The sequence below is a fragment of the Nostoc sp. UHCC 0302 genome (genome assembly GCF_038096175.1).
GTDB lineage: Bacteria > Cyanobacteriota > Cyanobacteriia > Cyanobacteriales > Nostocaceae > UHCC-0302.
Genome location: NZ_CP151099.1, coordinates 7,692,823 through 7,718,675 on the forward strand (window position 1 = coordinate 7,692,823; position 25,853 = coordinate 7,718,675).

The window sequence follows — 25,853 nt, forward strand, 5'->3', positions numbered from 1 at the left end:
ACAAAAATCAATACAGCATAAGCAGGAGAGCAAAAATATGAGAAATCAATTGAAAACGCTTGCTTTGCTAGCTGCGTTGAGTGGTTTATTGATTGCAATTAGTTATTGGGTATTTGGTGGTACTAATGGCTTGATTATAGGAATTGTTTTAGCCGCAGTAACAAACCTATTCTCTTGGTATCAATCCGATAAAATTGCACTGGCAGTATACCGCGCCCAGCCTGTGAGCGAAACTCAAGCACCAGAACTTTATCGTATAGTGCAGAGATTATCTCGCCGGGCTAATATACCCATGCCGGGAATTTACATCGTTCCTGGTGAAACTGCTAACGCTTTTGCTACAGGGAGAGACCCAGAACACGCTGCTGTTGCTGTCACTAAAGGCATTTTAAATGTATTGCCAGAAGATGAACTTGAAGGCGTCATTGCCCACGAACTGACGCACATTATTAATCGTGATACACTGACGCAAGCCGTTGCTGCAACTGTAGCTGGTGCTATCTCATTCTTGGCTCAAATGGTGAGTTACGGTTTATGGTTTGGCGGTGGTTCACGAGATGATAACAGAGGCGGAAATCCTCTAGGAATTTTATTAACAGTACTACTTGCACCGTTAGCAGCAACAATTATTCAGTTAGCAATTTCGCGTACACGAGAATTCGCTGCTGATGCAGGTTCTGCTAGATTGACTGGTAATCCTCGCGCTTTAGCTAGGGCGTTGCAACGGTTAGAAGCTACGGCAAGGCAGTTACCTTTGAATGCTAACCCAGCGTTTGAACCGTTGTTAATTATCAATCCCATTTCTGGACAGTTTCTGGGTAAGTTATTCTCCAGCCATCCTTCTACTGAGGCGCGAGTTGCACAATTGCTTAAGTTAGAACAAGAACTGCCAACCGCGGTTTATTAAATTTTTGTCATTTGTTGTTTGTCATTAGTCCTTTGTGAATAACCGATGATTAATGGCTACCATTACAGGGTGCGGTTTTCATCCAACAGGAAGTTCTGTAATTAAGGATGTCTTAATTATGACTGCTAACAACATCGAATCCATTGAAGCCACAGTAATTGAATCTACAGAATCTACAGTAATTGTAGAAATCATTTCTCAAACAGACGACATAGTAGAAACAGAGATGGCTGACGAAACTGATGAAGTTAAGCGCGAAACTAAAGCGTTGATTGAAGCGCTAAGAATACGCGCCCAAGCAGAGGCAAAATCAGCAGGTACTCTCACCCGCGAAACATATTTAAAAGCAGTGCGTCAAGCACGTGAAGTAATTGAAGGCAGGAAACTCATTGAAGGCGATCGCCGTGTAGAATATGCTTGGTCAGTCATGCAAGACGAAGCTGAAAAAAACTGGTATTTGCTAATGAAAGAAGCGGTAGACTTCAGCGTTCGCCTGCAAAAAGCTGCTAAAGCAGCTTGGGATACTTTCAACGCTCCTCGTTCTCAACTTTAAGTCGAGAGTATTGTCGGTGCAGAGACATAAACACGCAAATGATTTTATTACATCATCTGCGTTAATTTGTATGTAAATGTAGAGACGTTGCATTGCAACGTCTCTACACGCATTTGCAGATATTTATCAAATCTTTTAAAGCGAGGCAATAAATGTCAAACTCGCCATATATGTTCCAACAAAGATACTGGGATAATCAGCATAGCTATCAGAAATAAACCAGTCAGGAATTGCCTTCTGTTGCCGGACTTTTTTATCTAAGCCAATTTGTAGAGCTATATTCTCGTGAACAACTTTTGCATTGGCAGTTTCTATCATTTTTTCTACTGACTTTTGCAGCCACTCTGCTCGAACAAACAGATTGTGAGATGGATGGTCACCATAGCAAAAAGGTACAATAATGACGAGATATCCTCTTTCACTAAGTATTTTATTCACGCAGAATTGAATAATTTCTTGGTCGTCTTTTTTTTCTTCGGTTTCCTTATCAACACTGTGAAATAACAAACCTGCTAGCACAACTGCATCAAACTTTTGATTTTCTTCAGCAAGTTGAGGCAAGTAAGTTGATAAATCTTTAGCAATAAACTTTCTATTAGGGTAGAGATTTAAACAGTATTCTATAGCCTGTTCACTGTGATCGATTCCGAGATAATCACACCGAGCAGGTAGATATTTGCTCAAAGCTCCATTACCACATCCTAAATCTAATAAAGAGAATGGCTGATCTTTAAAGGTGTTATCCAAGAAAGATGCTGCTGGTGTATATCGTGTGGCATTTTCAGGCGCTTCAAAGTAAGAATAATAGTCATCTTCAAAGCGTTCTTCTTCGGATGTTTTACGCTCAGGAGCTAAATTTTGAATCATCCAAACCTCACTTATATTGATGGAACTTAGAAAAAACTGGCATGAAAAGAGCTTCACATCCTCATTAGAAGAACGATGAGAGTAATCTTAGGTAAGCACCTGCTTCATCATGCAATATAACTTACCCCTCTGTTGCCAGTTATATCAATTCATGAAAATCCTGATACATATAGATTTCTCGTAAGGGCATGGCATTACCCATGCCCCTACCAGCGTATTTGTATCATTATTAAAATGAAATGGTATTACATACTGATTGTAAAGATAACAAAGGTAAAATCCTGTGTTCCTTAAGTAATATATGAAACAATATTATTAACAAAATCTCATCTTTATGCATAATAAAAATCAGTCTTAGGTAGAATGCAACTTACTACCCAGAATGCTAATAAAACTTGAGTTTGACGGAACGAAAATGGTAGAACAAGGATGAGATTCTATTAAAGAAACTCAAGTTAAACCAAGAAAACTTGAAATCAGTGGCAAAAGTTTGTTAAACTCTTCAACTAACGTTGTAGCACTGGGTAAGCTTGCGATCGTACCTTTTAAAATTTTAATAGCTGTTTTCGCTGCTTTCTGCACTGTTCCTTCTTGAGGACTTTTTCCAGCTTCAGCCAAGGCTTTAACTTGCTCTAATGCTTCAGCTTTATCTTCTTGGTTTAAATTGGTATCAGCCTCTATTGCTGATTGCAATTGCGCCAACAATTCTTTAATTCCTGGTTTCTCTGGTTCGGGAGACGTTGGTAACTGGTTGATAGTATTTGTCACTGTACCGCTGATGTCGCCTAAATTTAAAGCTTGTCCGCTGGCATTAAAATCTCTGCCAACACTGCCAATTTCAATTTTGCGGCTGGCATCATTGCTGTTAGTCATATTTTTATTCTCTACTTTATTGTCAACTTGAACATTAATCGGCTTATTTGCTAATAGTCTGACAATTTCTGTCATCTCTCCACTTTGCTGGCGATAGATGACTATCTCATTATCTTTAGCCTGTAATAGTGCTTTATATTTTTCTTCTACAGCTTGCAGTGCCAGATGATAATTTTGCGTAAAATCACTATGAATCTTTTCTTTATCAGCACCATCAGGTACACCAACTTTAACGACTACTACGCCATCACCTTTATTTTCAATACTCTGTAGAGCTAATTCTGTGTCTTCATTTTGGTCTTGCACTGTTTGGAAAGCGTTAACAAAAGCTTTCCAGTCTATGCCATTGCGGAAAATTAAATCAACAGTATTTAAAACTTCTTCAAATAGTTTGCTAAATTCTCTTGGTTGAAAGTCGCCACTACTAGGACGGCGTTCGCGGTCGTCTGTTCCAGGCTTTGGGTTTTCGAGAAGATAGATAAAGCGACAATCTACATTATCTAATTTGGTTGTACTTTCAATATTCCACGCTTCGACACAAGCACCAGTCATTTGAGCGTTGATGAAATTAGTACCAACAGACTGAGCTAGAGTTAAGTTTGCCCACTCTAAGCAAGCGCCTTGGAATGTGGCTTCTGTAATATCAGCATCTTTTAAATTCGCTTCTTTTAAATCTGCACCGATGAGGTTTGCGCCTTTAAGGTTAGCACCAGCATAAGGTTTTCCCCTACCATTGCCAGTTACAAGCAAATTGAGAACACCTCGATTAGCTAATATCGAGTTATCTACTCTAGCCAAGTCCAATTTTTTGACTTCATAAAAACGAGTGCGTGTGAGGTTGGCTTTTCTAAAATCTGTATTTCTGAGAATTGCACCAGTAAAATCAGCATCAGTTAAATCAGCATTACGAAAACTTGTACTACCTGTGGCAGCAAAGGCAATGGCAGCTGAACGAAGCCAAGCATCTTTTTCATCTCCTGCTAGACTACGGCAGCCAATGTAAGCACTAAAAAGTAGGAAAACTCCAGCTACGGCGAAGGCTACGGCTAAGGCTCTGGTTCCGGCTCCGACTACGTCTAAGGCGTAGACGTAGGCTCCGGCTAAGGCTAAGACTCCGGTGACAGCTAAGGCTCTGGCTCCGGCTACGGCAAAGGCGAAGGCAAAGGCAATGGCTCCAGCTCCTGCTACGGCGAAGGCAAAGGCTCCGGCTAAGGCTCCAGCTAAGGCTCCGGCTCCGGCGAAGGCAAAGGCTCCGACTAAGGTTTTGCCTACGGCTCCGGCTAAGGCTACGGCTCTGGCTTTGACTACGGCTACAGCGAAGGCAAAGCCTACAGCTCCGGCGACAGCTAAGGCTCCGACGAAAGCTCCAAAACCAGCTCTTAAACCTTTGCGGCTAGTGACAATAAAAAATACTGGCATCATAACCAGGGAGACTATGCCAATCACGAAGTTTACAGTAGTGTTTTTAGGGTTGAGAATAGATGCTACTAATGAACCAATTAAAATTGATAAATACCCTGATAGTGCCGATAACAGGCATGAGACTAGGAGCAACCCAATTACCCAATGTCGCTGTAGTCCAGCTTTAGCACTTGTAAAATCAGCATTTTTGAGAATAGCATTGGTAAAGTTTGCCCCTCTAATATCCGCATTGCTAAAGTTTGCTCCAGTCAGGTTTTGACCTTTAAAAGAACGACCTTGAAGATTTTGACTGGAGTAGTTTGGCGGCATAAGTGTCTCAGTAAGAGAGTTTTACTGAGATTTTATACAACTTTACTCTGCAATATTCCATATTTTGACAAAATACAAAAATTTTAGATGCAATATGCGGTAAAAGCGCTTAATTCTGCGTTCTGACTTTTGAATGCTTAAGCTATAGTTATCAATATTATTGCAACCGTAGCGGTTCCACAACTTAGAGAAACAGTCTACTTCGCAATATTACTTATTAACAATCAGTTTGTATATGTTCTAAGAAGGTTTGAATTCTGGAACTGTAACTGAGATAACTGATCAAGATTAGGACGATATTCGTCAGACCGTACGTCAAGGAATAGACAATATGACATAAAGTAGCAGAAATTCATACAGTAGAAATTGCTTGACCAATACCTTTAAGGATTTGCAATATTTCATACACCTCTCTAGCAGAGGTAAATAGAGCAAACACCTGTGACAGATCATATTGAGGGGTAGGTGTTTGCCTCAATTTAATAAATAAAATATCGTCCCCGTTAGTCAATATTCCAAAGACAGGTTTATCAGGTTGAGGATTAGCCATCAAATAAGCTAATGCTTGTGGCAAAGCTGTCCAAACCGAAAGCGTAGTTTTTTTCGGCTCTAACACCATAACCCAAAACTGATTTTGCAGCACCAAAACATCAATCTGTCCCCGCAGTAACTCTTCTCCATCATTTAGTACCAACTCTACTGATGACTCTGCGGCAATTTTAAAAGGAGGATCGTAAAATCCTGCGATCGCTAGTAAGGGAGACACTACCAACAACATCACTGTCCCCTCTAACAAATCACCATCAGCCCGATGATATAGATATCTGCGCCGCAGTACATCTAATGAGGTTTTTTCAGCTTCAGTAATTTCAGGTAATTCCTCAAACCACTCTGGAAAAAATTGCTCGTCTTCAATGCGGACTAAACCGAATCGGGTGTGAGCATCCGTTAAGCTGGTAATCGCTTCTGTAATTGCTGCTGTCTGTGTCATAGTCTTTTACTTTGTTCTTTCTTGCTATCTATATAAACAAAACTCACTATTCCGGTATTATGGGTTCCCTCATCTATATATAGTGTGAGATTATTTCGTTTTTTCTTTCACTGGAACTACTACAATTACTATTGATGCTAGATAATGGGAAAGCTTTGACATTTATTAACCCATCTAGACCGGGAAACAAGAACTAATACCTATGCGAACTCACTATTGCGGCGAACTCCGAAAACAAGATATTGGAGAAACTGTTACCTTGTACGGATGGGTAGACCGTCGCCGCGATCATGGGGGTGTGATATTTTTGGATTTACGCGATCGCTCTGGCATTGTCCAAATTGTCAGCGATCCGCAACGCACCCCAGATTCCTATGAACAGGCAAACGCTCTCCGCAACGAATACGTCGTCCAAATCACAGGTAGGGTAACACAACGCCCCGAAGAATCCCTCAATCCTCGCATCCCCACAGGCGAGGTGGAAATATACGCCGATAAGATTGAATTGCTCAATGCTGTTCGTAAACAGTTACCTTTCCAAGTTTCCACTGCTGATACCGAAACAGTACGAGAAGACTTACGACTAAAATATCGTTATTTGGATTTACGACGCGATCGCATGGCGCAAAATTTGCAATTGCGTCATCAAATCATCAAAGCCATGCGCCGCTACCTTGAAGATTTGGAAGGTTTCATTGAAGTCGAAACCCCAATACTTACCCGTTCCACTCCAGAAGGTGCTAGGGATTATATTCTACCCAGCCGTGTCAATCCTAGTGAGTGGTTTGCCTTACCGCAATCACCCCAACTCTTTAAACAATTGCTGATGGTATCCGGCTTAGACAGATATTATCAGATTGCCCGCTGCTTCCGCGATGAAGACTTACGTGCCGACAGACAACCAGAATTCACTCAATTAGACATGGAAATGAGTTTCATGTCTGAAGAAGAGATTATCGAATTAAATGAAAAGTTAATTTGTCATATCTTCAAAACGGTTAAAGGCATTGAGTTGCAACGTCCCTTTCCCCGTCTCACTTATGCTGAAGGAATGGAACGTTACGGCAGTGATAAGCCAGATACTCGCTATGGATTGGAACTAGTCAATGTCTCGGATATAGTCAAAGACTCTGGTTTCAAAGTTTTTCGAGACACTGTTATCAACGGTGGTATAGTCAAAATCTTACCAATTCCCAACGCTAACGATGTAATTTCTAATGTCCGCATCAAACCAGGTGGCGACTTATTCAAAGAAGCTAGTGAAGCTGGTGCTAAAGGTCTAGCTTACATCCGGGTAAGAGATGATGGTGAAATCGATACCATTGGTGCAATTAAAGACAACCTAAGCGTTGAACAAAAACAAGAAATTTTGCGCCGTACAGGTGCTAAAGCTGGACATTTACTACTATTTGGTGCAGGTGACACTGCTACTGTTAATAAAACCCTAGACAGACTGCGGCAAGTTATTGCTAAAGAATTTGGGTTAATTGATCCAGATAAAATCAACTTGCTCTGGCTGACAGAATTCCCGATGTTTGAATGGAATGCTGACGAAAAACGTTTAGAAGCTTTGCATCACCCATTCACTGCGCCACATCCTGAAGATTTGAGTGATTTAAAGGCTGCACGCGCTCAAGCTTATGATTTAGTACTCAACGGTGTAGAAGTTGGCGGTGGTAGTCTGCGTATTTATCAACGGGAAGTTCAACAGCAGGTATTTGATGCGATCGGTTTATCTCCCGAAGAAGCACAGAGTAAATTCGGCTTTCTCTTGGAAGCTTTTGAATATGGTACACCACCTCATGGTGGTATCGCTTACGGTTTAGATCGGTTGGTGATGTTGCTAGCTGGCGAAGAGTCTATTCGGGATGTGATTGCTTTTCCGAAGACGCAACAAGCGCGTTGTTTGTTGACGGATGCACCTTCAAGCGTGGATGCCAAGCAGTTGAAAGAGTTACACGTTGCCTCGACTTATAAGCCAAAGTCATAATCAGGTTAACTAGGGGTGTATCGACCTGCAAAAATTAACCTACTGGCGTGGCACAGCTAAAATGGTGTACTAGCTAAAGGCTCGTAGTTGGGCTTTAGCACCAAAAAACACAAATCTAATGCACAAACTTAGCTGTGTCAGTCCACTACTGGCGTGACAAGATAGCGCTAAAGCGCTACTACAAACAATTTTCTATTCCACCATTTTAGCTTTGCCAGCACAAACTTAGCTGTTTCCCTGTGACAACTGCACGTTCTCTGGTGATAGGTGTTGCTCCAACCAATCTTCTAAATCGGTCAGCACCTCTTGATAATTGAAGTCGTTTTGAAGCTCGTGATAGGCTTGCGGATACACCACTCGCAACTTATCTTCGTATACAACTCGTTGGTAAAAAATTTCGCCTCCTTCTGGTAGAGTCACTCTGTCAGATCCACCGTGGAGAATTAACAACGGCAATTGCCAATCAGCAGCATGAGCATTAACCCAAGCAACGGTAGCAAAGAATTCCGTAGCTAGACGCGCACTAGCTAGTGTATGGCGTAGTTTATCTTGAGCGTAAGCGGCTAAAACTTTCTCATCTCGTGAACCGGCAGATAAATCCATGCCTGTATTCAAGGTGAAACGCGGCCAGACTTGTGAGAGCAAGTTTCCTAAGAGTAACCGAAATTTTGACACCCCAACTTTCCCTAAAGCTGGTGCTAAGGTGATTACACCTTGCAATGCGGATATTTGTTGGGGATAACGCAAAACATAGTCTAAGACAATTACCGAGCCTAAGCTATGACCTAAAAGAAAAATTGGGGTTTTTGGCTGCTGGCTTTGAATTAACTGTAAAAAAGCTCGAAGGTCTTCGCGAAACTCACTCCAAGAGTTGATATAGCCTCGTTGACCTGGTGAGCGTCCATGACCACGCAAATCCAAACCGTAAACAGCGTATTTCTTGGGTATGAGATGCTCAACTACATTATTGTACCGTCCGCTGTGCGCTCCTAATCCATGCACGATCGCTAATACTCCCCTCACCTTCCCCTCTGGATGCCAGCTTTGGTAATACAGTTCGAGCTTCCCGACACCTTGAAATGTGCCTTCGTTATGGTAGATCATAGAATTAATTTTTTACGCTTTTTCCCAGCAAGCTACTAGCTTATCAAGGTACATTGTAAAGAAAATGGCTTACTTCCTTGGAAGGAATCACAGGCGAGGGAATTGCCTTTATATATCTAAATATAAACAAAACAGTTAGATTTCAAGCCTCAGCTTCTAACTGTGGGTTAGTTAATAATTCGTGCTAAAGAATTATCATTTGTTTATGAATTCAAAGAGGGTTTTATCAAAAGTTCTTCTAGCGAATCTGTTCGGGAAGACCTAGCTGATGAGGTAACTTCTCAAGTTCATGCCGATGAAAAAACAGGTGACTTGACAAACAGCCATCAGCTGGAAAACAGTACACAAGCAAAAACTTTACCGCCTCTGAGTGCTGCAACAATTAAGCGGGTACAAGAGGGTGTGGTGGCAGCTAGCGATCGCGCTGTTCGCCTGATTATAGAAGAAACTCTCAATCGTTTAGAAGCCATTAATCAAGGACATCCTGAACCGAGAGCTAACCCTTGGTTGCGGCGTTTTGTGATGCGATCGCTTATCCATCTTCTTTTCCGGGTACGGGTCGAACACCTCAAAAATATACCTCAAGAACCAGCAATTTTAGCAGTCAACCATCTCCACCACATCGATCCATTGCTGCTGCTGGGTGAACTTCCTACCCAACCCTACTACTACATCTTGGGTGATGCTCGTACCCTTTATAACAAGTGGTGGAAGCGCTTGATTTTACGTTTTACCGGGGGTGTCATCCCTTTAGAACGGATTTGGAAAGAAGAATTTGCAGTTATCAAAGCTGCTAAAGCCGGACGGGAAGATTTAGTTGATTTGGCTAATGCGATCGCGCAGACTGTACCCACAGGAGGGGACATACAGACACTAAGACAAATAGACCGCATTGTTTTAGGAATTTTGGCTCATGGAGACGGGATGATTCTCTTTCCCGAAGGCAGGCTGGGAACTGCTGAGGGTAACTTACATCTTCCCCTGAAGCGAGGAACTGTGATTTACGCCTTGCGAGCTGGAGTACCAATAGTTCCTGTAGCGTTAATTGGGACTCATGACCTTTATTTGCGGAAAGAGTTAACAATTCGAGTTGGGGAGCCATTACACTTTTCGCAAACGGCTAGGCCGAAGCGAAAAGAAGTGGAAGGAGCTTTGGAGGCTTTGCAAAATGCAATGCTTGCTTTGTTACCAACAAATTATCAGGAACCAAAAGAACCAAAGATGTTAAATCATTTCCTAAATCATATGTTGTGGTAAAAGATAACTCCTCTAAAAAATTTGTAACTTTAGAAATTAGCTAATAAGCCTTGTGGCAATGCCCAGTGCGATCGCTTATCTTGTAGCATAGCTATTTCTAAAAGAGTAGGAAGTAGTTGGAGCAGAAAAAGAATAACTCTTAGTTATTAATCAATGCCCCATGCCCGATGTCCCAGTCTTCTAAACTTTCCCAAATCGCCGTTCCCGTTGCTGGTAGGCACACAAGGCGCGGTGAAACTCGGCACGATCAAAATCTGGCCAAAGAGCATCTGTTATGTAAATTTCCCCATAAGCCATTTGCCAGAGTAGGAAATTCGAGAGGCGCATTTCCCCACTAGTACGAATTAACAAATCCGGGTCAGTAATTCCGGCTGTGTAGAGATGGCTTTGAAACACCTCTTCATCAATTTCATTTGGTTGTAGCAACCCTTGTTGGACTTTTTCAGCGATCGCCCGACAAGCTTGTAAAATCTCTTGCCGTCCACCATAATTAGTTGCGACTGAAAATCGAATACCGCGATTATCCTTAGTTTCTGCCATTGAACGGGAAATTTCTTTTTGGAGCGATGATGGCAGAGCTTGCAAATTTCCCACAAACTTAATTTGAACATTCTCTTCGACCATTTCCCGCAGTTCTTGCCGCAAAACTCTTTGGAACAGAGTCATCAAAAAATCTACTTCTTCCTGCGGTCTTTTCCAGTTTTCTGTCGAAAAAGCATAAGCCGTCAACGCCTGAATTCCCCAATCCTGGCAACAGCGAAGTAAATCCTTGAGAGCATCTACTCCTCGCTTATGACCCATAATTCGAGGAAGACCTTGACGTTTAGCCCATCGACCATTGCCATCCATAATCACCGCAACGTGCTTGGGTAGCAGTTCTCGTTTCAAGTCACTGGGCAAATCTTGCAGTTTAGTTTGTTGTACTGTCATTTTTTATCTCGAGAAGCGGTCGATGGTAATCCGAGTAAACGTGAAACCAGTGCTAGTGCCTTCCCACCTATTTGACGAGCCAAGCTGAACAAACCAGGGGCGACAGCTTCCCGATCTACAGCTGGGGACAATTGAGCCTCTAATGACTCTTTCAGTTTCCTGATTGTCAGCGGTCTATTTAGGGTTCCCCGTTCCGCTAAGGAAATAGAACCAGTCTCTTCTGATACAACGACACAAATGCAATTTTCGACCCGCTCAGTAATTCCCATCGCCGCCCGATGGCGTGTTCCCAACTGGCGTGAGGCTGTGCGTCCCGAAAGTGGTAAAATTATACCTGATGCCACAATCCGCGAACCACGGATCAATGTTGCTCCGTCGTGTAACAAAGTTTTCGGCTGAAAAATTGTCTGTATTAGTTCCTTAGAAACTTCCGCATTTAGCTTTACTCCTGGCACAGAAAAATCTCGCTCATCAATTGGGCCTGTAGTTTCCACAATTAGTAAAGCTCCAATGCGGTTTTTTGACAATTCTTTAACAGCTTCAACAATTTCATCAATTACACTATCAGACTTCGGGATTGCTAGACGGTCGGGTTGAAACAACTGCCGGAATTCGCCACGTCCCAATTGTTCTAAAAACCTACGAAACTCTGACTGTAGAGCAACTGCCATCGCTACAGCGCAACCAATGACTAACTTTTCCAGGACAAAATTTAGTAGAGGCAGCCCCAATCTGCCACTTAGTGCTGAGGCTAACATCAAGATAATAAATCCTCGCACCATCCACAGTGTCCGGCGCTCACTAATAATAACTAGTATCATGTACGTCAGCGCCAGCACTAACACAATATCCAGAGTCCCAAACAGCAAGGACTGCGACCATCCTAGGTTTGTCAGCCATTGCTTCCACCAATCTCTCATGACATCTGGAATCTACTTATGCCTTTAATTACAGTTAGTCATTAGTCATTAGTCATTAGTCATTAGTCATTAGTCATTTGTAATTAGTTCCTGCTTAATAACTAATGACCCTTACGGGTTCGCCTTTCTCCTATCGGAGACGCTATATGTAGCTTACTTCCCCGAAAGGGTACGGGTTCAACAGTTACTGACGGCGGGGGGAACCCCCATGCTTCACCAGCCACCTGCGGAGGGAACCTCCACTCAGGTTTTCCCCGCAGTGCTGGACTCACAAATGACAAATGACTAACTTTTCAGTCTTTCTGGTAGGCAATCTTGTCGAATTAAGTCTTGATAAGTTTCGCGTTGCAAAATTAAATTTGCTTCGCCATTCGCCACTAAAACTGCTGCCGGTCGGGGTAAGCGGTTATAGTTAGATGCCATACTGTAATTGTACGCACCAGTTCCCATAACTACGAGAATATCCCCTGGTTCTGTTTTTGGCAGTTGGGCATTTTTAATCAGAATATCTCCTGATTCACAATGTTTACCAGCAATTGTTACAGTTTCTGTTAACGGAGCAGACATTTTATTAGCTACTACTGCCCGATAAACTGATTGGTAAGTAATTGGGCGTGGATTATCAGACAATCCTCCATCAACCGCTATATAAGTACGAATATCAGGAACAACTTTTGATGAGCCGATGGTGTAAGCAGTGACGCCAGCTGTGGCAATTAGCGATCGCCCCGGTTCACTAAGTAACTTCGGCAAAGGCAAATTTTCTGCTGCACAAGCTTCTTCAATCACTTCACAAATCGGCTTTACCCACTCTTCAATGCTGGGTGGATCGTCTGATTCTATATAAGTAATTCCCAATCCGCCACCTACATCTAATTCTGTAAGAGTTAAACCATAGCTAGCAGCTTTAGTTAACCACTGCACCATCAAAGCAGCTAAATCCCGATGCGGTTGACGTTCAAAAATTTGGGAACCAATATGAGCGTGTACCCCTACACAATTGAGCGCCGGTTGCTGACTCACAAAAGCAAACACTTGATCCAAATCGCCAGGGTCAAAACCAAATTTACTGTCTAAATGACCAGTACGAATATATTCGTGAGTATGACAATCAATACCGGGAGTCAGACGTAGGAGAATCCGCACAGGCTGTTGCTTGCCTGCTAATTCAACGAGAGTTTGCAACTCATACCAGTTATCTGCCACAATGTTCGCACCAGACTCAATTGCATAAAGCAGTTCTGCACGAGATTTATTATTACCGTGGAAGTAAATTTTCTCGGCGCTGACACCTGCTGTTATGGCTGTGTAGAGTTCGCCGCCAGAGGCGACATCGATTCCTAATCCTTCACTATTGGCGATCGCGCAAACTGCTAGACAGTTCCAGGCTTTTGAGGCGTAAAGTACTTGAGATTCGCCTTTGTAATACTGTTTGAAAGCATTTCTGTATTGCTGACAAGCTGATCGCAAGGTTTCTTCATCTAAAATATATAAAGGTGAACCAAACTGCTGAACTAGGGTTGTGACATCACACCCACCAATTTCCAGGAGGTCATGATGAACTCTGGCAGTTAAGGGTAGAAGTTGCTGATTGGGCGAAAGATTGGAGTTGGTGCTGTGCTTTTGAGGTAAATACTGACTACCAGAATGTTTAACCCCAGTGGGGTGAGTCGATACCATAACTATAAAGAGTTGTCCTTGTTAAAATTACGGGCGTGATTAAGTCTCCGATTCCCAGTTTACAAAGGCTTTGTAACCTTATCCAATAAATGTGATCTCATTAGACTTAGAACTTCAATTATTAACCCCAGAGCATCTGAGTGCAATTCTAGAACTAGATCAAGCTTGTTTTGGTGGTTTATGGACTTTAGAAGGCTACCAACGAGAGCTGGAAAGTCCTAACAGTGATCTACTGGGTTTATTTTCCCCTGTCTCTAGTTTAAGATTGCTAGGGATGGGTTGCTTTTGGTCAATTTTAGACGAAGCTCATATTACAATTTTGGCAGTTCATCCCCAATATCATGGTCAAGGTTTGGGGCAGGCTCTACTATATTCACTCATAAAGACAGCTTGCGATCGCGGTTTGGAGCGAGCTACTCTCGAAGTTCGAGCTTCCAACTCGGCAGCCATATCTTTATATCAAAAATTTGGCTTCAAAACAGCTGGGCGACGGCGACGTTATTACAAAGATAACGATGAAGATGCACTAATTCTTTGGATTTCTGAGTTGCAAGAGCCGCAATTTCAAGATAATTTAGACAATTGGCATACCCAAGTTAGCGATCGCTTGAGAAAATCTTCTTGGCATATTGCTTTTTAAGCTCTACTTCGTTCATCGAGTCATCTAAACCAGAGTATGCATTAAAAGTTACAACCTTGAGCAGCTAACTTTAACGATTCTGTGAGGTTTGGATGGGACGGCTCCTACCCAGACACGATTAATCGCATCTGTACTCCTGTATCTTTAACCTGCTGAGACACCAGCTATCTCAGCGATGCTGCTTTTAACCTTTACTTGCATGGCAATGGTTTTAACTTGACTGTTGACTACCTTCAGATCAAACCGCAATTTTGCAGTATTTGATTGAATTTAAATAACATTTTGTTGTGGTTTCTTAATATAAAAAATTCTCATCAAATAACTTTTCTTGACAAAATAAAATATTTTTGCTACAAGTAAATGTTTGGGATTAGATTAAAAAAGGCTAAATCCCAGCAGTCAGTTATTCGTAGCAATGCTAAAAACGCTGGTAAAGTCAAGCTCCTCAGTACACTAGCCACATAAAAGTTATAAATATTTAGCAATTACCAGATTAACCTGAGTAATGCGATTTGGATGTCTATAATCTTTATACAGGCATCCAAAAGCTTTGCCTGTGCTAAAATCAGCGTACCGGCACGACGCAGGTGATGGGATCAATGCCATATGTTTGAACGCTTCACAGAAAAAGCCATTAAGGTAATCATGCTGGCCCAAGAAGAGGCCCGCCGTTTAGGTCACAATTTTGTCGGTACCGAGCAGATCCTCCTGGGTCTGATTGGCGAAGGTACCGGCGTGGCCGCCAAGGTGCTGAAATCAATGGGTGTCAATCTCAAAGATGCCCGAATTGAAGTTGAAAAAATTATAGGTCGAGGATCAGGCTTTGTTGCCGTGGAAATTCCGTTTACCCCACGGGCAAAGCGAGTTCTGGAACTATCCTTGGAAGAAGCACGCCAACTGGGGCATAACTACATTGGCACCGAGCATCTGCTGTTGGGCCTAATCCGTGAAGGGGAAGGTGTAGCAGCCAGGGTGCTAGAAAACCTCGGTGTGGATCTATCTAAGGTAAGAACTCAAGTCATCCGCATGTTGGGAGAAACTGCTGAAGTTTCACCAGGTGGTTCATCCGGTCGCACAAAAACCCCGACTTTGGATGAATTTGGTTCAAACCTGACCCAAATGGCGACAGACAACAAGCTCGACCCAGTGGTGGGACGTGCTAAAGAGATTGAACGGGTGATCCAGATATTGGGTCGTCGGACAAAAAATAACCCAGTGCTGATTGGGGAACCAGGGGTTGGTAAAACCGCGATCGCTGAAGGTTTAGCGACACGCATCGCCAATAAAGATGTCCCCGACATCCTGGAAGATAAGCGGGTGGTAACGCTAGATATCGGCTTGCTCGTAGCTGGAACCAAGTACCGAGGCGAATTTGAAGAACGCCTGAAAAAAATCATGGATGAAATCCGCTCAGCGGGTAATGTCATTCTCGTGATTGACGAGGTACACACCTTAATTGGTGCAGGTGCGGCAGAAGGTGCAATAGATGCAGCAAATATCCTCAAGCCAGCTTTGGCTAGGGGTGAATTACAGTGCATCGGGGCGACAACTCTAGATGAATATCGTAAACACATCGAGCGAGATGCAGCCCTAGAGCGTCGCTTCCAACCAGTAATGGTAGGTGAACCGTCAGTCGATGAGACAATCGAAATTTTGTATGGTTTACGCGATCGCTACGAGCAACACCACAAGCTGAAAATCTCCGATGAAGCATTGGTGGCGGCGGCAAAGTTGTCTGATCGTTATATTAGCGATCGCTACCTCCCAGATAAAGCAATCGACTTGATTGATGAAGCTGGTTCTAGAGTGCGTTTGATTAACTCCCAACTGCCACCCGCAGCTAAGGAGTTAGACAAAGAACTCCGTCAGATATTAAAAGAAAAAGACGATGCAGTCCGCTCGCAAGACTTTGACCGAGCAGGGGAATTGCGCGATCGCGAAATGGAAATCAAAGCCGAAATTCGCGCGATCGCCCAAAGCAAGACCAACGCTAGCGGCTCTGAGGGTGAAGAACCTGTAGTTACAGAAGAAGACATTGCTCACATTGTCGCTTCTTGGACTGGAGTACCGGTGAACAAGCTCACCGAATCTGAATCCGAAAAGCTGTTGCACATGGAAGACACCCTGCATCAGCGTCTTATTGGTCAAGACGAGGCTGTGAAGGCTGTTTCACGGGCAATTCGTCGCGCTCGTGTCGGTTTGAAAAATCCCAATCGACCCATTGCTAGTTTTGTCTTCTCTGGGCCTACTGGTGTAGGTAAAACCGAGTTGGCGAAGTCTTTGGCATCTTACTTCTTCGGTTCTGAAGAAGCGATGATCCGCTTGGATATGTCGGAATACATGGAGCGTCATACCGTCAGCAAACTGATTGGTTCACCTCCTGGTTATGTGGGTTATAACGAAGGCGGTCAATTGACTGAAGCCGTGCGGCGGCGTCCTTACACCGTGGTGCTGTTCGACGAAATCGAGAAAGCGCACCCCGATGTATTTAATATGCTGCTGCAAATTTTGGAAGACGGTCGGTTAACCGATGCCAAAGGTCGCACGGTGGACTTCAAGAACACCTTGCTGATATTAACTTCCAATATTGGTTCTAAGGTAATTGAAAAAGGCGGCAGCGGTATCGGCTTCGAGTTCTCCGAAGATGTCACCGAGTCAGCTTACAACCGCATTCGCTCCTTGGTGAACGAAGAACTGAAGCAGTACTTCCGTCCAGAGTTCCTCAACCGACTAGATGAAATTATCGTCTTCCGTCAGTTGACTAAGCCAGAGGTGACACAAATCGCCGAAATTATGCTTAAGGAAGTCTTTGGTCGTCTAACAGAAAAGGGTATCACCCTAGAAGTTACCGATCGCTTCAAAGACCGTCTCATCGAAGAAGGTTACAGTCCCAGCTACGGCGCAAGACCCTTACGTCGAGCAATTATGCGCTTGTTAGAAGATAGCCTAGCAGAAGAAATTCTGTCTGGTCGCATCAAGGATGGCGATACAGCCGTTGTTGATGTGGATGACAGTGGTACTGTGCAGGTGAGTTCTCAACAGCGCCGGGAATTGTTACCCCAAGGCGTTGAGTAAGATTTAAAGTTTGGGACTTTAATCTCAAATAAAAAATTATAAAACGGTAGAGTGTTTATTGCTCTACCGTTTTTTATTCACTAAATATTTATTAACTACTCCAAATTTGGCTCTACTAGTATTTGATCTGCGGTAGTATATCGTTCACTAAACCGCCTTGTATTATAGCTTGGTAGTAGAATTAGGATACAACATGAACAAAGGAGCGAGGACGTGGAAAGCATACTTTTAAGCCGCGAAGAAGTTGGACGACGTGCAAAAGAATTATATGAAAATAGCATCCGTCAACAAGTGGAACGAGAAGAAAACATCGGTAAAATGGTGATCATTGATATAGAAACAGGTGAATACGCAGTTGATAAAACAGGCTTAGAATCGGCACGATATTTACGTAGCAAACGTCCATTTGCTCGACTTTTTGGTATTCGCATTGGTTATAAAGTTGCTGTTTCTTTCAGTGGTGAGATGGAGCGCGATTATCGGTGATTCCTGGTATTATCAAAAACGGACGTGCAACCGTTAACATAATATTTCGACTGTCAAATAAACCAAATTTTACTATTGAATTTGTTATCGATACAGGTTTTACAGAGTTTCTTTCTCTGCCTCCAGCAGCAGTGACTCTATTGGGTTTCCCTTTTGTGTATGATATGTATGCAAATTTAGCTGACAATAGTAATGTAATCTTGCCAGTACATCAAGCTAACATTATTTGGAATGGAGAAGAACGGGAAGTGAATGTACTTGCGACAGGAAAGCGACCTTTACTAGGAACTGCTTTACTTGATGAGCATGAACTTGTCATACAGTTTATCGAAGGCGGTTTAGTAACAATTGATGAATTATAGTTGCTTTCTGGTTATATCAAGTTTTTATCAATAGCAATATAGCAATGATAATTATTAACCCAAGGGGTTGAGTAAGATTTAAAATTTTAGCTTTATCGTTACCATGTTAGATTTATCCGATAAGCACTAAAAAGTTTTCCAAGTTATGATCTACAGTGATGTAGTTGAAGCAATTAAAAGTCTTTCCAGTGAAGAGAAGTTATACCAATTATCTAAATGAAAGCAACACATCGTTTGTAGTAGCGCTTAAGCGCAATTCCTTGCCTAATTGAAGCTGAGCGTAGCCGAAGTGTTGAATCTGTCGCCATATTTTAGAGAAACGGTATTAGAAATTCAACTGTTATTGCAGCAATACCTACGAGAAGAAAGGCGTGAAGAGATTTATCAAAATTTTTAAGCGGCGCAAGTAGAACAGCAAAATAGTGAACTAAAGTTTTCCTTGAATATGGATAAACTGAGACAGCTGATAGAAGAGTGATGTTAAAAGTAAGTTTCAGTTCTCCATTTCAATGAGTAGATAAAAATCAATATTCAAAAAACGGTAGAAGACAAAACTTATCTGCCGTTTTTTGGTTGTTTACCAATATGGCAAAAACACAAAAAGCAGATGAATCTAAACTTTTCCCTTCTATAATTTCTGCTTCGTTGTTAATTATGCTCTGTCTGCGGGAAAACTAAAAATAGGGGCTTAAGTAGCTGCAAGCAGTTGAGTGAGAGTAAAACAGAGTATGGATAACAGTTTACAGATTGACAATGTTCAAAGTTTTGCAGAAGTTATTGGTGATAACGATAACCTCTGGAGGCTGCTGCATAAAAAATAAGTTAGCCGCCTTAAAGAAGAAGTTAAATATCAAGATCAAAAACGAAATCTAGCAGGAGTAAAGTATTATACTCAAGGAAAAGTTTATGCAGTATATCAACTAAAAACATCAGAAGTGTCATTCGAAATAGAATACAGAGATGGATTAATTTTTAGATATAAAAAGGAGCAATTTCTTAGAAAATTTAGCAATATATCACCACCTCTTTCTCGTCAATAAATTTTTGAATTAGTCCGAAAAGAGCAAGAAGTAAAGGACGCACAAAGACGAAAAGCAGAAAAACAGGTTTTACTTGAAAACTTAAAAAACCAGTTTGAACAAAATTTTCTGAATGCTGATAACTTCTATCAAATTAAATGTCCTGAACACATATCATTTAAAGAATACCAATATGAAAAATTAAGTTATGTGCAATCTTGGGTACAAACCAACTTAAATACCTCACCTGACCTTGAGCAAGCAGCAGCAATTGGTGCTGTGAAAGGTCATATACAAGTAGTAGCACGGGCTGGAAGTGGCAAAACTTCAACATTGGTCAATCGAGCTTTATTTTTACAAAAACATTGCGGTATTGCACCCAATGAAATATTACTTTTAGCTTTCAATCGCAAGGCTGCGGAAGAAATACGAGAGCGCCTTACTCTACAATTACAAAGCTCTATTCCTCATGTAATGACTTTCCATGCATTAGCATACGCTTTAGTTCATCCAGAAAAAAGTATTCTTTTCAATGAATCAGATGGACAACAGAACAAAGCCCAAGCTTTACAGACTGTAATTTATGAGTATCACCGCAAGCCAGATGTTTATGAAAAAATTCGCGTTTTGATGATGGCGAACCTTCGTGAAGACTGGGAGCGCATTGCTTGGGGTGATTATAATAAAAGTCCTGAAGAAATATTGTGTTACCGTCGCTCGTTACCAAGAGAAGGGCTTGACGGAAACTACTACAAGTCTTTTGGTGAGAAAGTAATTGCGAATTTTTTATTGGAACACAATATTACATACAAATACGAGCGTAACTTTTGGTGGGATGGCATTAATTACCGCCCTGATTTTACAATTGTTACTGGAGAGAATCAGGGGATAGTTATTGAATATTTTGGGCTAGAAGGTGATCCAGATTACGATATCATGTCAGAACAAAAGCGAGAATATTGGCGAAATCATCCTAACTGGCATTTTGTGGAATTATCCCCCACAACCCTCAGATTTGAGGGAGTTGAAGATTTTTGTGCTTTACTTAAGCGATATCTTGAAAGTTATGGTATTAGGTGCGATCGCTTGAGTGAAGACGAGATTTGGAAGAAAACTAAACTTAGAGTTATAGACCGTTTTACTCAAGTAGTAGAAGGATTTATCCAGCGTTGTCGGAAACTATCCCTCACTTCAGAAGAATTAGCCTCTCTAGTTGATAATCATAAGTGTGCTAGTGATGTCGAGCAGCGCTTTTTGGAGCTTGCACAAAAGTTTTATCAGTCCTATTTACAACACCTTCAGACAACAGGCGAGGATGATTTTGATGGACTGATGCAAAAAGCTGCCACAGCGATCGCATCAGGACAAACTGTATTTCGTCGCAAATCTGGCACTGGCGATTTAAAGTGTCTTCGATACATACTGATTGATGAATATCAAGATTTCTCAGAACTCTTCCACCATTTAATAGAAGCAATTAGAGAACAAAATTCTCAAGCACAATTTTTCTGTGTTGGTGATGATTGGCAAGCAATTAATGGTTTTGCTGGTTCTGACCTTCGCTTTTACCAGAATTTCGCGCAGTTTTTCCAGCCTTCGCAAAAACTCAATATAGCTACTAATTACCGTTCTGCTACTTCAATTGTCGATATCGGTAACACATTGATGTATGGATTGGGTACTCCCGCTCGCGCCCATAAAGGTATATTTGGAACGGTTGAAATTGCTGATATGGGACAATTTAATCTAACTTCCAAGGAGCAAGAGGAGCATTCGGGGGATAGTATAACACCTGCCATATTGCGCTTAGTGGACAAAACTATCAAAGATGGAAAAAATGTAGTTTTACTTAGCCGAAAGAATAGTTTACCTTGGTACGTGAATTATGGTAAACGTACATCAAGAGATGGCGTACTCGACAGCTTCTTAAATTTGCTACACTCCTACCTTTCTGAAGAATCAAGAAAGGCTGTAAGCATATCAACCGCTCACAAGTATAAAGGTCTTCAGAATGATGTGGTTATAATAATTGATGCTGTCCCTCGTTGTTACCCATTAATACACCCTGATTTGATGTTTAGTCGTGTTTTCGGTGATAGCATTGAGCAAGTAGTTAGTGAGGAGCGTCGTCTTTTTTATGTTGCCTTAACTCGTGCAGTAGAGCATTTATATATTCTCACTGAAAGCAAAAACTTGTCACCTTTCCTTGAGGAATTAAAAAGTAGGAAAAGAATTAACTTACTTGATTGGTTAGATTATCCACCTTTTGTTGGAACCATACAGCGTATTACTGTTAAAGTGGGTAATCAGGCTGGACAAGGTGGAAACGGCACTTACGCGATCAAACATTTGCTTAATGCTGAAGGCTATACCTGGATAGCAATTGAGTGGTCAGCTTGGTGTTGTACTTATCCTGCACAGGATTTCTCAATACAACAATATTTTCATAACGCTCAGTGGATTACTCAAGCTGCCGGTATTGAGGTGCGTTTTTATGACGATTTAGAGAATATGCTGGCGAAGTATTATGTTGATCGAGGGCAGTATAATCTTGTTTTTAACAATATTTCTGAAGTCAATTTAAAGTAGAGTTTTAGCAAAAAATTTAGTGGTTTATTGAAACTTAAGATAAGTGATAACTTATTGGCGTCGCATACTTCATAATTTAAGCCTCAAGCTATTATCCAGGTTAAATTGCTCTATACTAGTGTTCGAGACAGAGTTTATCATTACACAACAATTTGTGATATTGTGCCATTCAATAGCCCATCTTTCACTCCTATAAAAAACCGACAGGCTATCCCACTCACCAGTTTGGTGACTAACTTTTTCTAGAGAAGACAAAATTGAGAATCAGCTAAAACCTTGCTTTATAATTGCAGCAATTAAGATCAGGAGATTCAATAATCTATGCATCAGTTCTAATCTTAAGCTTGTATCGCTTTAGGCAAGTTATAGTTTATTTACAATCATCTTGCTCAACTTTGGTAGATGCGATCACCGTATTATTAATATTTGTATGGGTCGTTGCAAAACCCAACTTGGTTATGAGTATACCTTGAGCGTCAAAATAATCAAGGTATTTGTCCCACTTTTTTAATTGGCTGAAAAATTTTATGACTCTTCACGAAAGTGATGCTAAAGAAGCTCCTAAATCTTCAAAAGTATGGCGGAGTTGGCAGGAAAATCTAACTTTAATTGCGATCGCCTTGTCTTTGGCAATCTTGATTCGGACTTTTATCGCCGAACCGCGCTACATCCCTTCTGACTCGATGTTACCTACTCTACATACAGGCGATCGCCTAGTGGTGGAAAAAGTCTCCTACCGTCTTCACCTTCCTAAAACTGGAGATATTATTGTTTTTCAGCCACCAGCAGAACTACAACGTCGAGGATATCCCAAAGACCAAGCTTTTATTAAGCGGGTAATTGGTCAACCTGGAGAAGTAATTAACATTACTGGTGGTAAAGTTTACCTTAATAGTCGACCCTTGTCAGAAGACTACATTGCTGAACCACCAAATCAGCCATTTCCACCAGTCAAAGTCCCTGAAGACGAGTTGTTTGTTATGGGTGATAATCGCAACGATAGCAATGACTCTCGCTACTGGGGATTTTTACCTAGAAAAAATATTATTGGTCGCGCTGCATTTCGCTTTTGGCCTCTCGACCGTATTGGGTTTATTTAAAGAGTCAGGAGTTATTACAGTTTAGGCTTCTAAATTGCTAACTTCTAACTAAAACCTTAAGTAGTACATCAGTTGGGCGATCGCATCACCGTGTAATTCTAGGCGTTGCTGGAAATCTACTAGGTTACGGTAAGGCCCAGCTGCTTGGCGATTTTTGACTACTGCTTGCGCCAGAGACAAATCTATAAATGGAATTTGTACTAGCTTCTCAACTGTAGCAGTATTTGGATTGATTGATTGAGTAAAATTGCTTAAAGATTCGTCATCATAGTAATTAAAACTTAGCAGCGGTTTAAGTGGCTCTAGTCTTTGTGCTGGCATACTCAAAGCCGCAGCGATATCTTCTATACAGTAAAATTTAACACCAAAACGTGAAAGTTCTACCAGTGATCGCGCTTGATGAATTGACAACCCAGGTAGACGTAACCAATCATCTACAGCGGCTTGATTGGCATCAATGCGGATACCCAACTCTGCCGCCATCTGAATTTCTTCCCCAGATTGTAGTCGATAGTATGGGTCTTTAAGGAGCTTGGCACGAAGTTTTTGTAATTTGGAATTCAAAGGTAGCCAGTTATTCATGATTGTCGCTTGCGTCAAGAAATCTGGTCTAGCATCTGGCGGCGTTTTTGCTCAAATTCATACTCAGAAATCAATCCATCTTGGCGGAGAGCATCTAACTCACGCAAGGCATTAGCTATCGCTCCTACTTGATTTGCCTGTTGGGAGTTCCTGATTACTGACTTACCTAAGTTAAAATGACGATCAAAAGCTTCTTCGTCTTGGGCTAAGTACCAAACTCCTTCAATCGCACTAGCTACCTTGGGTATTGGCGTCCAAGAAAGCAAGACATACAAAATACCCCACAAAGGCTGCCCTAAATAAAATTTATGTAGTCCTGAAATTGTCAGCGTGCCAGAAAAAGCTAAAATGGCGGCAACGCTTCGGCTTTTTCGCTTAGTCAACATATTCTTATAAATCTATTACCAAAGTTTCTACAATTAAGATAGCCGTAGTAGCAAAGCACCTTGATTAATTAAACATTTAATAATTCATACTTATTAGTAAACGTCTGAATCTATTCTATTGAAAAAGGCATAGGGGCAAGCACGAATGGGGAATAGAAATTTAATCACTAATGCTCAGTCTCTGCCCACCTTTACAATCAAGCATACTTAAGTACAGTTACCACTGTTTGGGTAAATTTGAGTAAGTTTCTCATAACGGTAAATTGAGCTTTGATGCTAAGTTTTAGTTCTCAACGGCTCATATTACTTACCACAATGTCACAGACCTTTCTCCCACCACAATGGCTTAAACAGCTTTTTGACCCTTATGCTGTGCTGGGAATTTCTGTGACTGCTGATGAACGCCAGATTCTCAAACGTTATCACACTTTAGCAAAGCTGCTACATCCCGATCGCTACGCCGCCAGCCACAATCCAGATCGAGAATTAGCAGCGGCAATATTTAGCCATTTGATCAATCCAGCTTATGAAAAAATAAAGCATAGACAAAAGCGTTGTAGCGCTATTGCTATACTGCGGGGATGGGAGCAGCAAGCTAAGTTTATTCAAAGTCCTTTAGCTCAAGAACTGATGGAAATGTCTGCACTAGAAGCAGAATTTTTTTATGAAGAAGCGATCGCTTCCTATGCAGTAGCTCAATATAAATCACTCCATCAATTCTCTGTTGTAACTAAACAGATCAGCATACTGAATTTAGTTTACTTACGCTTGCACAAAACTGAGGTGTTTTTGCCGCCAGAACCTGCTTCTGGCATTATTGAGGTGCAAGTCAAGCCAGTTGAATTAATACTATGTGATAAAACTAATGTCAAACCAGTTCTGAAAAACTATGCTCAACGCCACTACGAGCGAGCTATTGAATATGTCCGATTAACTAATTGGTCATTAGCTGTGCAAGAACTGCGCGATGCCATCAAGTTAGAGCCAAATAACAGCGATTATCATGCTTTATTAGGTTTAGTCCATCTTCAACAGAAATTCCCAGGTATGGCTAGAGTTTATCTACGTCAAGCACTAAAACTTAATCCCCAACATTCACTAGCTTTAAAATATGCGTCCAGACTGAAAATTAATCCAAGTGAAAACGTCAATCCTCAATCAATGGCCAAAGCTGTGAGTATTGCAGCTTTATTAAGCTTATTTGCACCGAAGAATCGTTCTCAAGTCAAGTGTTGAAATTTCGGTAAAAAACCGTACTAAAACCGAAGCTTGTTCCTGAGATTATTCCCATAGACTAAAATAAAAACTAAGAGTAAAACTATAAACTACTGAGTGTCAGTACTTAGTTGAATATAAGTATTATGGGATTCTTCGACTCTGAGATAGTTCAGCAAGAAGCAAAGCAGTTGTTTGACAATTATCAAGCGCTGATCTCGCTTGGCAATAACTACGGCAAATTTGACCGCGAAGGTAAAAAGCTGTTTATTGAGCAAATGGAAGCCATGATGGATCGGTATCGTATCTTTATGAAGCGCTTTGAGCTATCAGAAGATTTCATGGCACAAATGACAGTAGAGCAACTTAAAACTCAGCTGGGTCAGTTTGGCGTCACCCCACAACAAATGTTTGATCAAATGCACCTCACCTTGGAACGGATGAAAGCTGAGTTAGAAGCGCAGCCATAGAGGGAACTGGGGACTGGGGGCTGGTGATTGGGGGTTAAGAGGACAAGGGAGACAAGGGAGAATTATTGAAGAAATTTCATTGTCTACTCTCAATATCTAATACCCAGTCCCCAGTAACCAGACCCT

General features: G+C 41.6%; 21 protein-coding genes. 12 read left to right on the plus strand and 9 right to left on the minus strand.

Going from position 1 to position 25,853, the window contains the following annotated elements:
- Positions 1-37 precede the first annotated feature (37 nt).
- Together WKK05_RS33335 and WKK05_RS33340 are read left to right on the plus strand one after the other, a co-directional pair.
- Entirely contained in the window at positions 38-907 is an 870-nt protein-coding gene (locus WKK05_RS33335) for a zinc metalloprotease HtpX (protein WP_341527249.1), read from the plus strand.
- A gap of 118 nt (positions 908-1,025) precedes the next feature.
- On the plus strand, positions 1,026-1,460 hold the full coding sequence (locus tag WKK05_RS33340; protein ID WP_341531258.1) for a hypothetical protein: 435 nt from the start codon (positions 1,026-1,028) through the stop codon (positions 1,458-1,460).
- Between the two features lie 135 nt (positions 1,461-1,595).
- Here the strand turns inward: WKK05_RS33340 and WKK05_RS33345 are convergent, their stop codons facing one another.
- The 3 genes from WKK05_RS33345 to WKK05_RS33355 all read right to left on the minus strand — a co-directional run bounded on the left by WKK05_RS33345 (position 1,596) and on the right by WKK05_RS33355 (position 5,922).
- Positions 1,596-2,327, minus strand: a complete 732-nt coding sequence (locus WKK05_RS33345) for a class I SAM-dependent methyltransferase (RefSeq protein WP_341527250.1) — start codon at positions 2,325-2,327, stop codon at positions 1,596-1,598.
- Positions 2,328-2,777: 450 nt separating this feature from the next.
- Positions 2,778-4,931, minus strand: a complete 2,154-nt coding sequence (locus tag WKK05_RS33350) for a pentapeptide repeat-containing protein (RefSeq protein WP_341527251.1) — start codon at positions 4,929-4,931, stop codon at positions 2,778-2,780.
- Between the two features lie 352 nt (positions 4,932-5,283).
- Positions 5,284-5,922, minus strand: coding sequence for a type I restriction endonuclease subunit R (locus WKK05_RS33355; RefSeq protein ID WP_341527252.1), 639 nt, complete (start codon positions 5,920-5,922; stop codon positions 5,284-5,286).
- Positions 5,923-6,124: 202 nt separating this feature from the next.
- On the opposite strand from WKK05_RS33355, the gene aspS reads away from it, so the two are divergent.
- The gene (gene aspS, locus WKK05_RS33360) at positions 6,125-7,912 is read left to right on the plus strand and encodes an aspartate--tRNA ligase (RefSeq protein WP_341527253.1); all 1,788 of its coding nucleotides are present in this window, start codon (positions 6,125-6,127) and stop codon (positions 7,910-7,912) included.
- Between the two features lie 225 nt (positions 7,913-8,137).
- Here the strand turns inward: aspS and WKK05_RS33365 are convergent, their stop codons facing one another.
- A complete protein-coding gene (locus WKK05_RS33365) occupies positions 8,138-9,016 on the minus strand; it encodes a lysophospholipase (protein WP_341527254.1) in 879 nt (292 codons plus the stop codon).
- Between the two features lie 312 nt (positions 9,017-9,328).
- Here WKK05_RS33365 and WKK05_RS33370 point away from each other — a divergent pair, with 312 nt between their 5' ends.
- Positions 9,329-10,273: a 1-acyl-sn-glycerol-3-phosphate acyltransferase gene (locus tag WKK05_RS33370; RefSeq protein WP_341527255.1), complete on the plus strand. Its 945-nt coding sequence runs from the start codon at positions 9,329-9,331 to the stop codon at positions 10,271-10,273.
- A 180-nt stretch (positions 10,274-10,453) separates the two neighbouring features.
- Here WKK05_RS33370 and WKK05_RS33375 read toward each other — a convergent pair whose 3' ends face one another.
- The 3 genes from WKK05_RS33375 to lysA all read right to left on the minus strand — a co-directional run bounded on the left by WKK05_RS33375 (position 10,454) and on the right by lysA (position 13,803).
- A complete protein-coding gene (locus WKK05_RS33375; protein ID WP_341527256.1) occupies positions 10,454-11,203 on the minus strand; it encodes an isoprenyl transferase in 750 nt (249 codons plus the stop codon).
- Entirely contained in the window at positions 11,200-12,123 is a 924-nt protein-coding gene (gene cdaA / locus WKK05_RS33380) for a diadenylate cyclase CdaA (protein ID WP_341527257.1), read from the minus strand. The genes WKK05_RS33375 and cdaA overlap by 4 nt, the downstream gene beginning before the upstream one ends.
- A 285-nt stretch (positions 12,124-12,408) precedes the next feature.
- The gene (gene lysA, locus WKK05_RS33385) at positions 12,409-13,803 is read right to left on the minus strand and encodes a diaminopimelate decarboxylase (protein WP_341527258.1); all 1,395 of its coding nucleotides are present in this window, start codon (positions 13,801-13,803) and stop codon (positions 12,409-12,411) included.
- A gap of 91 nt (positions 13,804-13,894) precedes the next feature.
- Between lysA and rimI the strand changes: the two genes are divergently transcribed.
- From rimI to lepB, 6 genes are all read left to right on the plus strand, one after another.
- Positions 13,895-14,443 carry a ribosomal protein S18-alanine N-acetyltransferase gene (gene rimI / locus WKK05_RS33390; RefSeq protein WP_341527259.1) on the plus strand — a complete coding sequence of 183 codons (549 nt, stop codon included), beginning with the start codon at positions 13,895-13,897 and terminating at the stop codon, positions 14,441-14,443.
- A 606-nt stretch (positions 14,444-15,049) separates the two neighbouring features.
- Complete coding sequence (locus tag WKK05_RS33395; protein ID WP_341527260.1) at positions 15,050-17,518, plus strand: ATP-dependent Clp protease ATP-binding subunit; 2,469 nt, start codon at positions 15,050-15,052, stop codon at positions 17,516-17,518.
- Positions 17,519-17,731: 213 nt separating this feature from the next.
- Positions 17,732-18,004 (plus strand): hypothetical protein, encoded by a 273-nt coding sequence (locus WKK05_RS33400; protein ID WP_341527261.1) that lies wholly within the window; start codon positions 17,732-17,734, stop codon positions 18,002-18,004.
- On the plus strand, positions 18,001-18,366 hold the full coding sequence (locus tag WKK05_RS33405) for a clan AA aspartic protease (RefSeq protein ID WP_341527262.1): 366 nt from the start codon (positions 18,001-18,003) through the stop codon (positions 18,364-18,366). The genes WKK05_RS33400 and WKK05_RS33405 overlap by 4 nt, the downstream gene beginning before the upstream one ends.
- Before the next feature lie 1,229 nt (positions 18,367-19,595).
- A complete protein-coding gene (locus WKK05_RS33410) occupies positions 19,596-21,974 on the plus strand; it encodes a UvrD-helicase domain-containing protein (protein WP_341527263.1) in 2,379 nt (792 codons plus the stop codon).
- A gap of 527 nt (positions 21,975-22,501) precedes the next feature.
- Positions 22,502-23,074: a signal peptidase I gene (gene lepB / locus WKK05_RS33415; protein WP_341527264.1), complete on the plus strand. Its 573-nt coding sequence runs from the start codon at positions 22,502-22,504 to the stop codon at positions 23,072-23,074.
- A gap of 48 nt (positions 23,075-23,122) precedes the next feature.
- On the opposite strand, the gene WKK05_RS33420 is transcribed toward lepB, so the two are convergent.
- Positions 23,123-23,656 (minus strand): ComEA family DNA-binding protein, encoded by a 534-nt coding sequence (locus WKK05_RS33420; RefSeq protein WP_341527265.1) that lies wholly within the window; start codon positions 23,654-23,656, stop codon positions 23,123-23,125.
- 14 nt (positions 23,657-23,670) lie between these two features.
- The gene (locus WKK05_RS33425; RefSeq protein ID WP_341527266.1) at positions 23,671-24,042 is read right to left on the minus strand and encodes an NINE protein; all 372 of its coding nucleotides are present in this window, start codon (positions 24,040-24,042) and stop codon (positions 23,671-23,673) included.
- A gap of 315 nt (positions 24,043-24,357) precedes the next feature.
- On the opposite strand from WKK05_RS33425, the gene WKK05_RS33430 reads away from it, so the two are divergent.
- Both WKK05_RS33430 and WKK05_RS33435 read left to right on the plus strand, forming a co-directional pair.
- Positions 24,358-25,278: a DnaJ domain-containing protein gene (locus WKK05_RS33430; protein ID WP_341527267.1), complete on the plus strand. Its 921-nt coding sequence runs from the start codon at positions 24,358-24,360 to the stop codon at positions 25,276-25,278.
- Positions 25,279-25,403: 125 nt separating this feature from the next.
- Positions 25,404-25,727, plus strand: coding sequence for a DUF1825 family protein (locus WKK05_RS33435; protein WP_341527268.1), 324 nt, complete (start codon positions 25,404-25,406; stop codon positions 25,725-25,727).
- Positions 25,728-25,853: the final 126 nt, after the last annotated feature.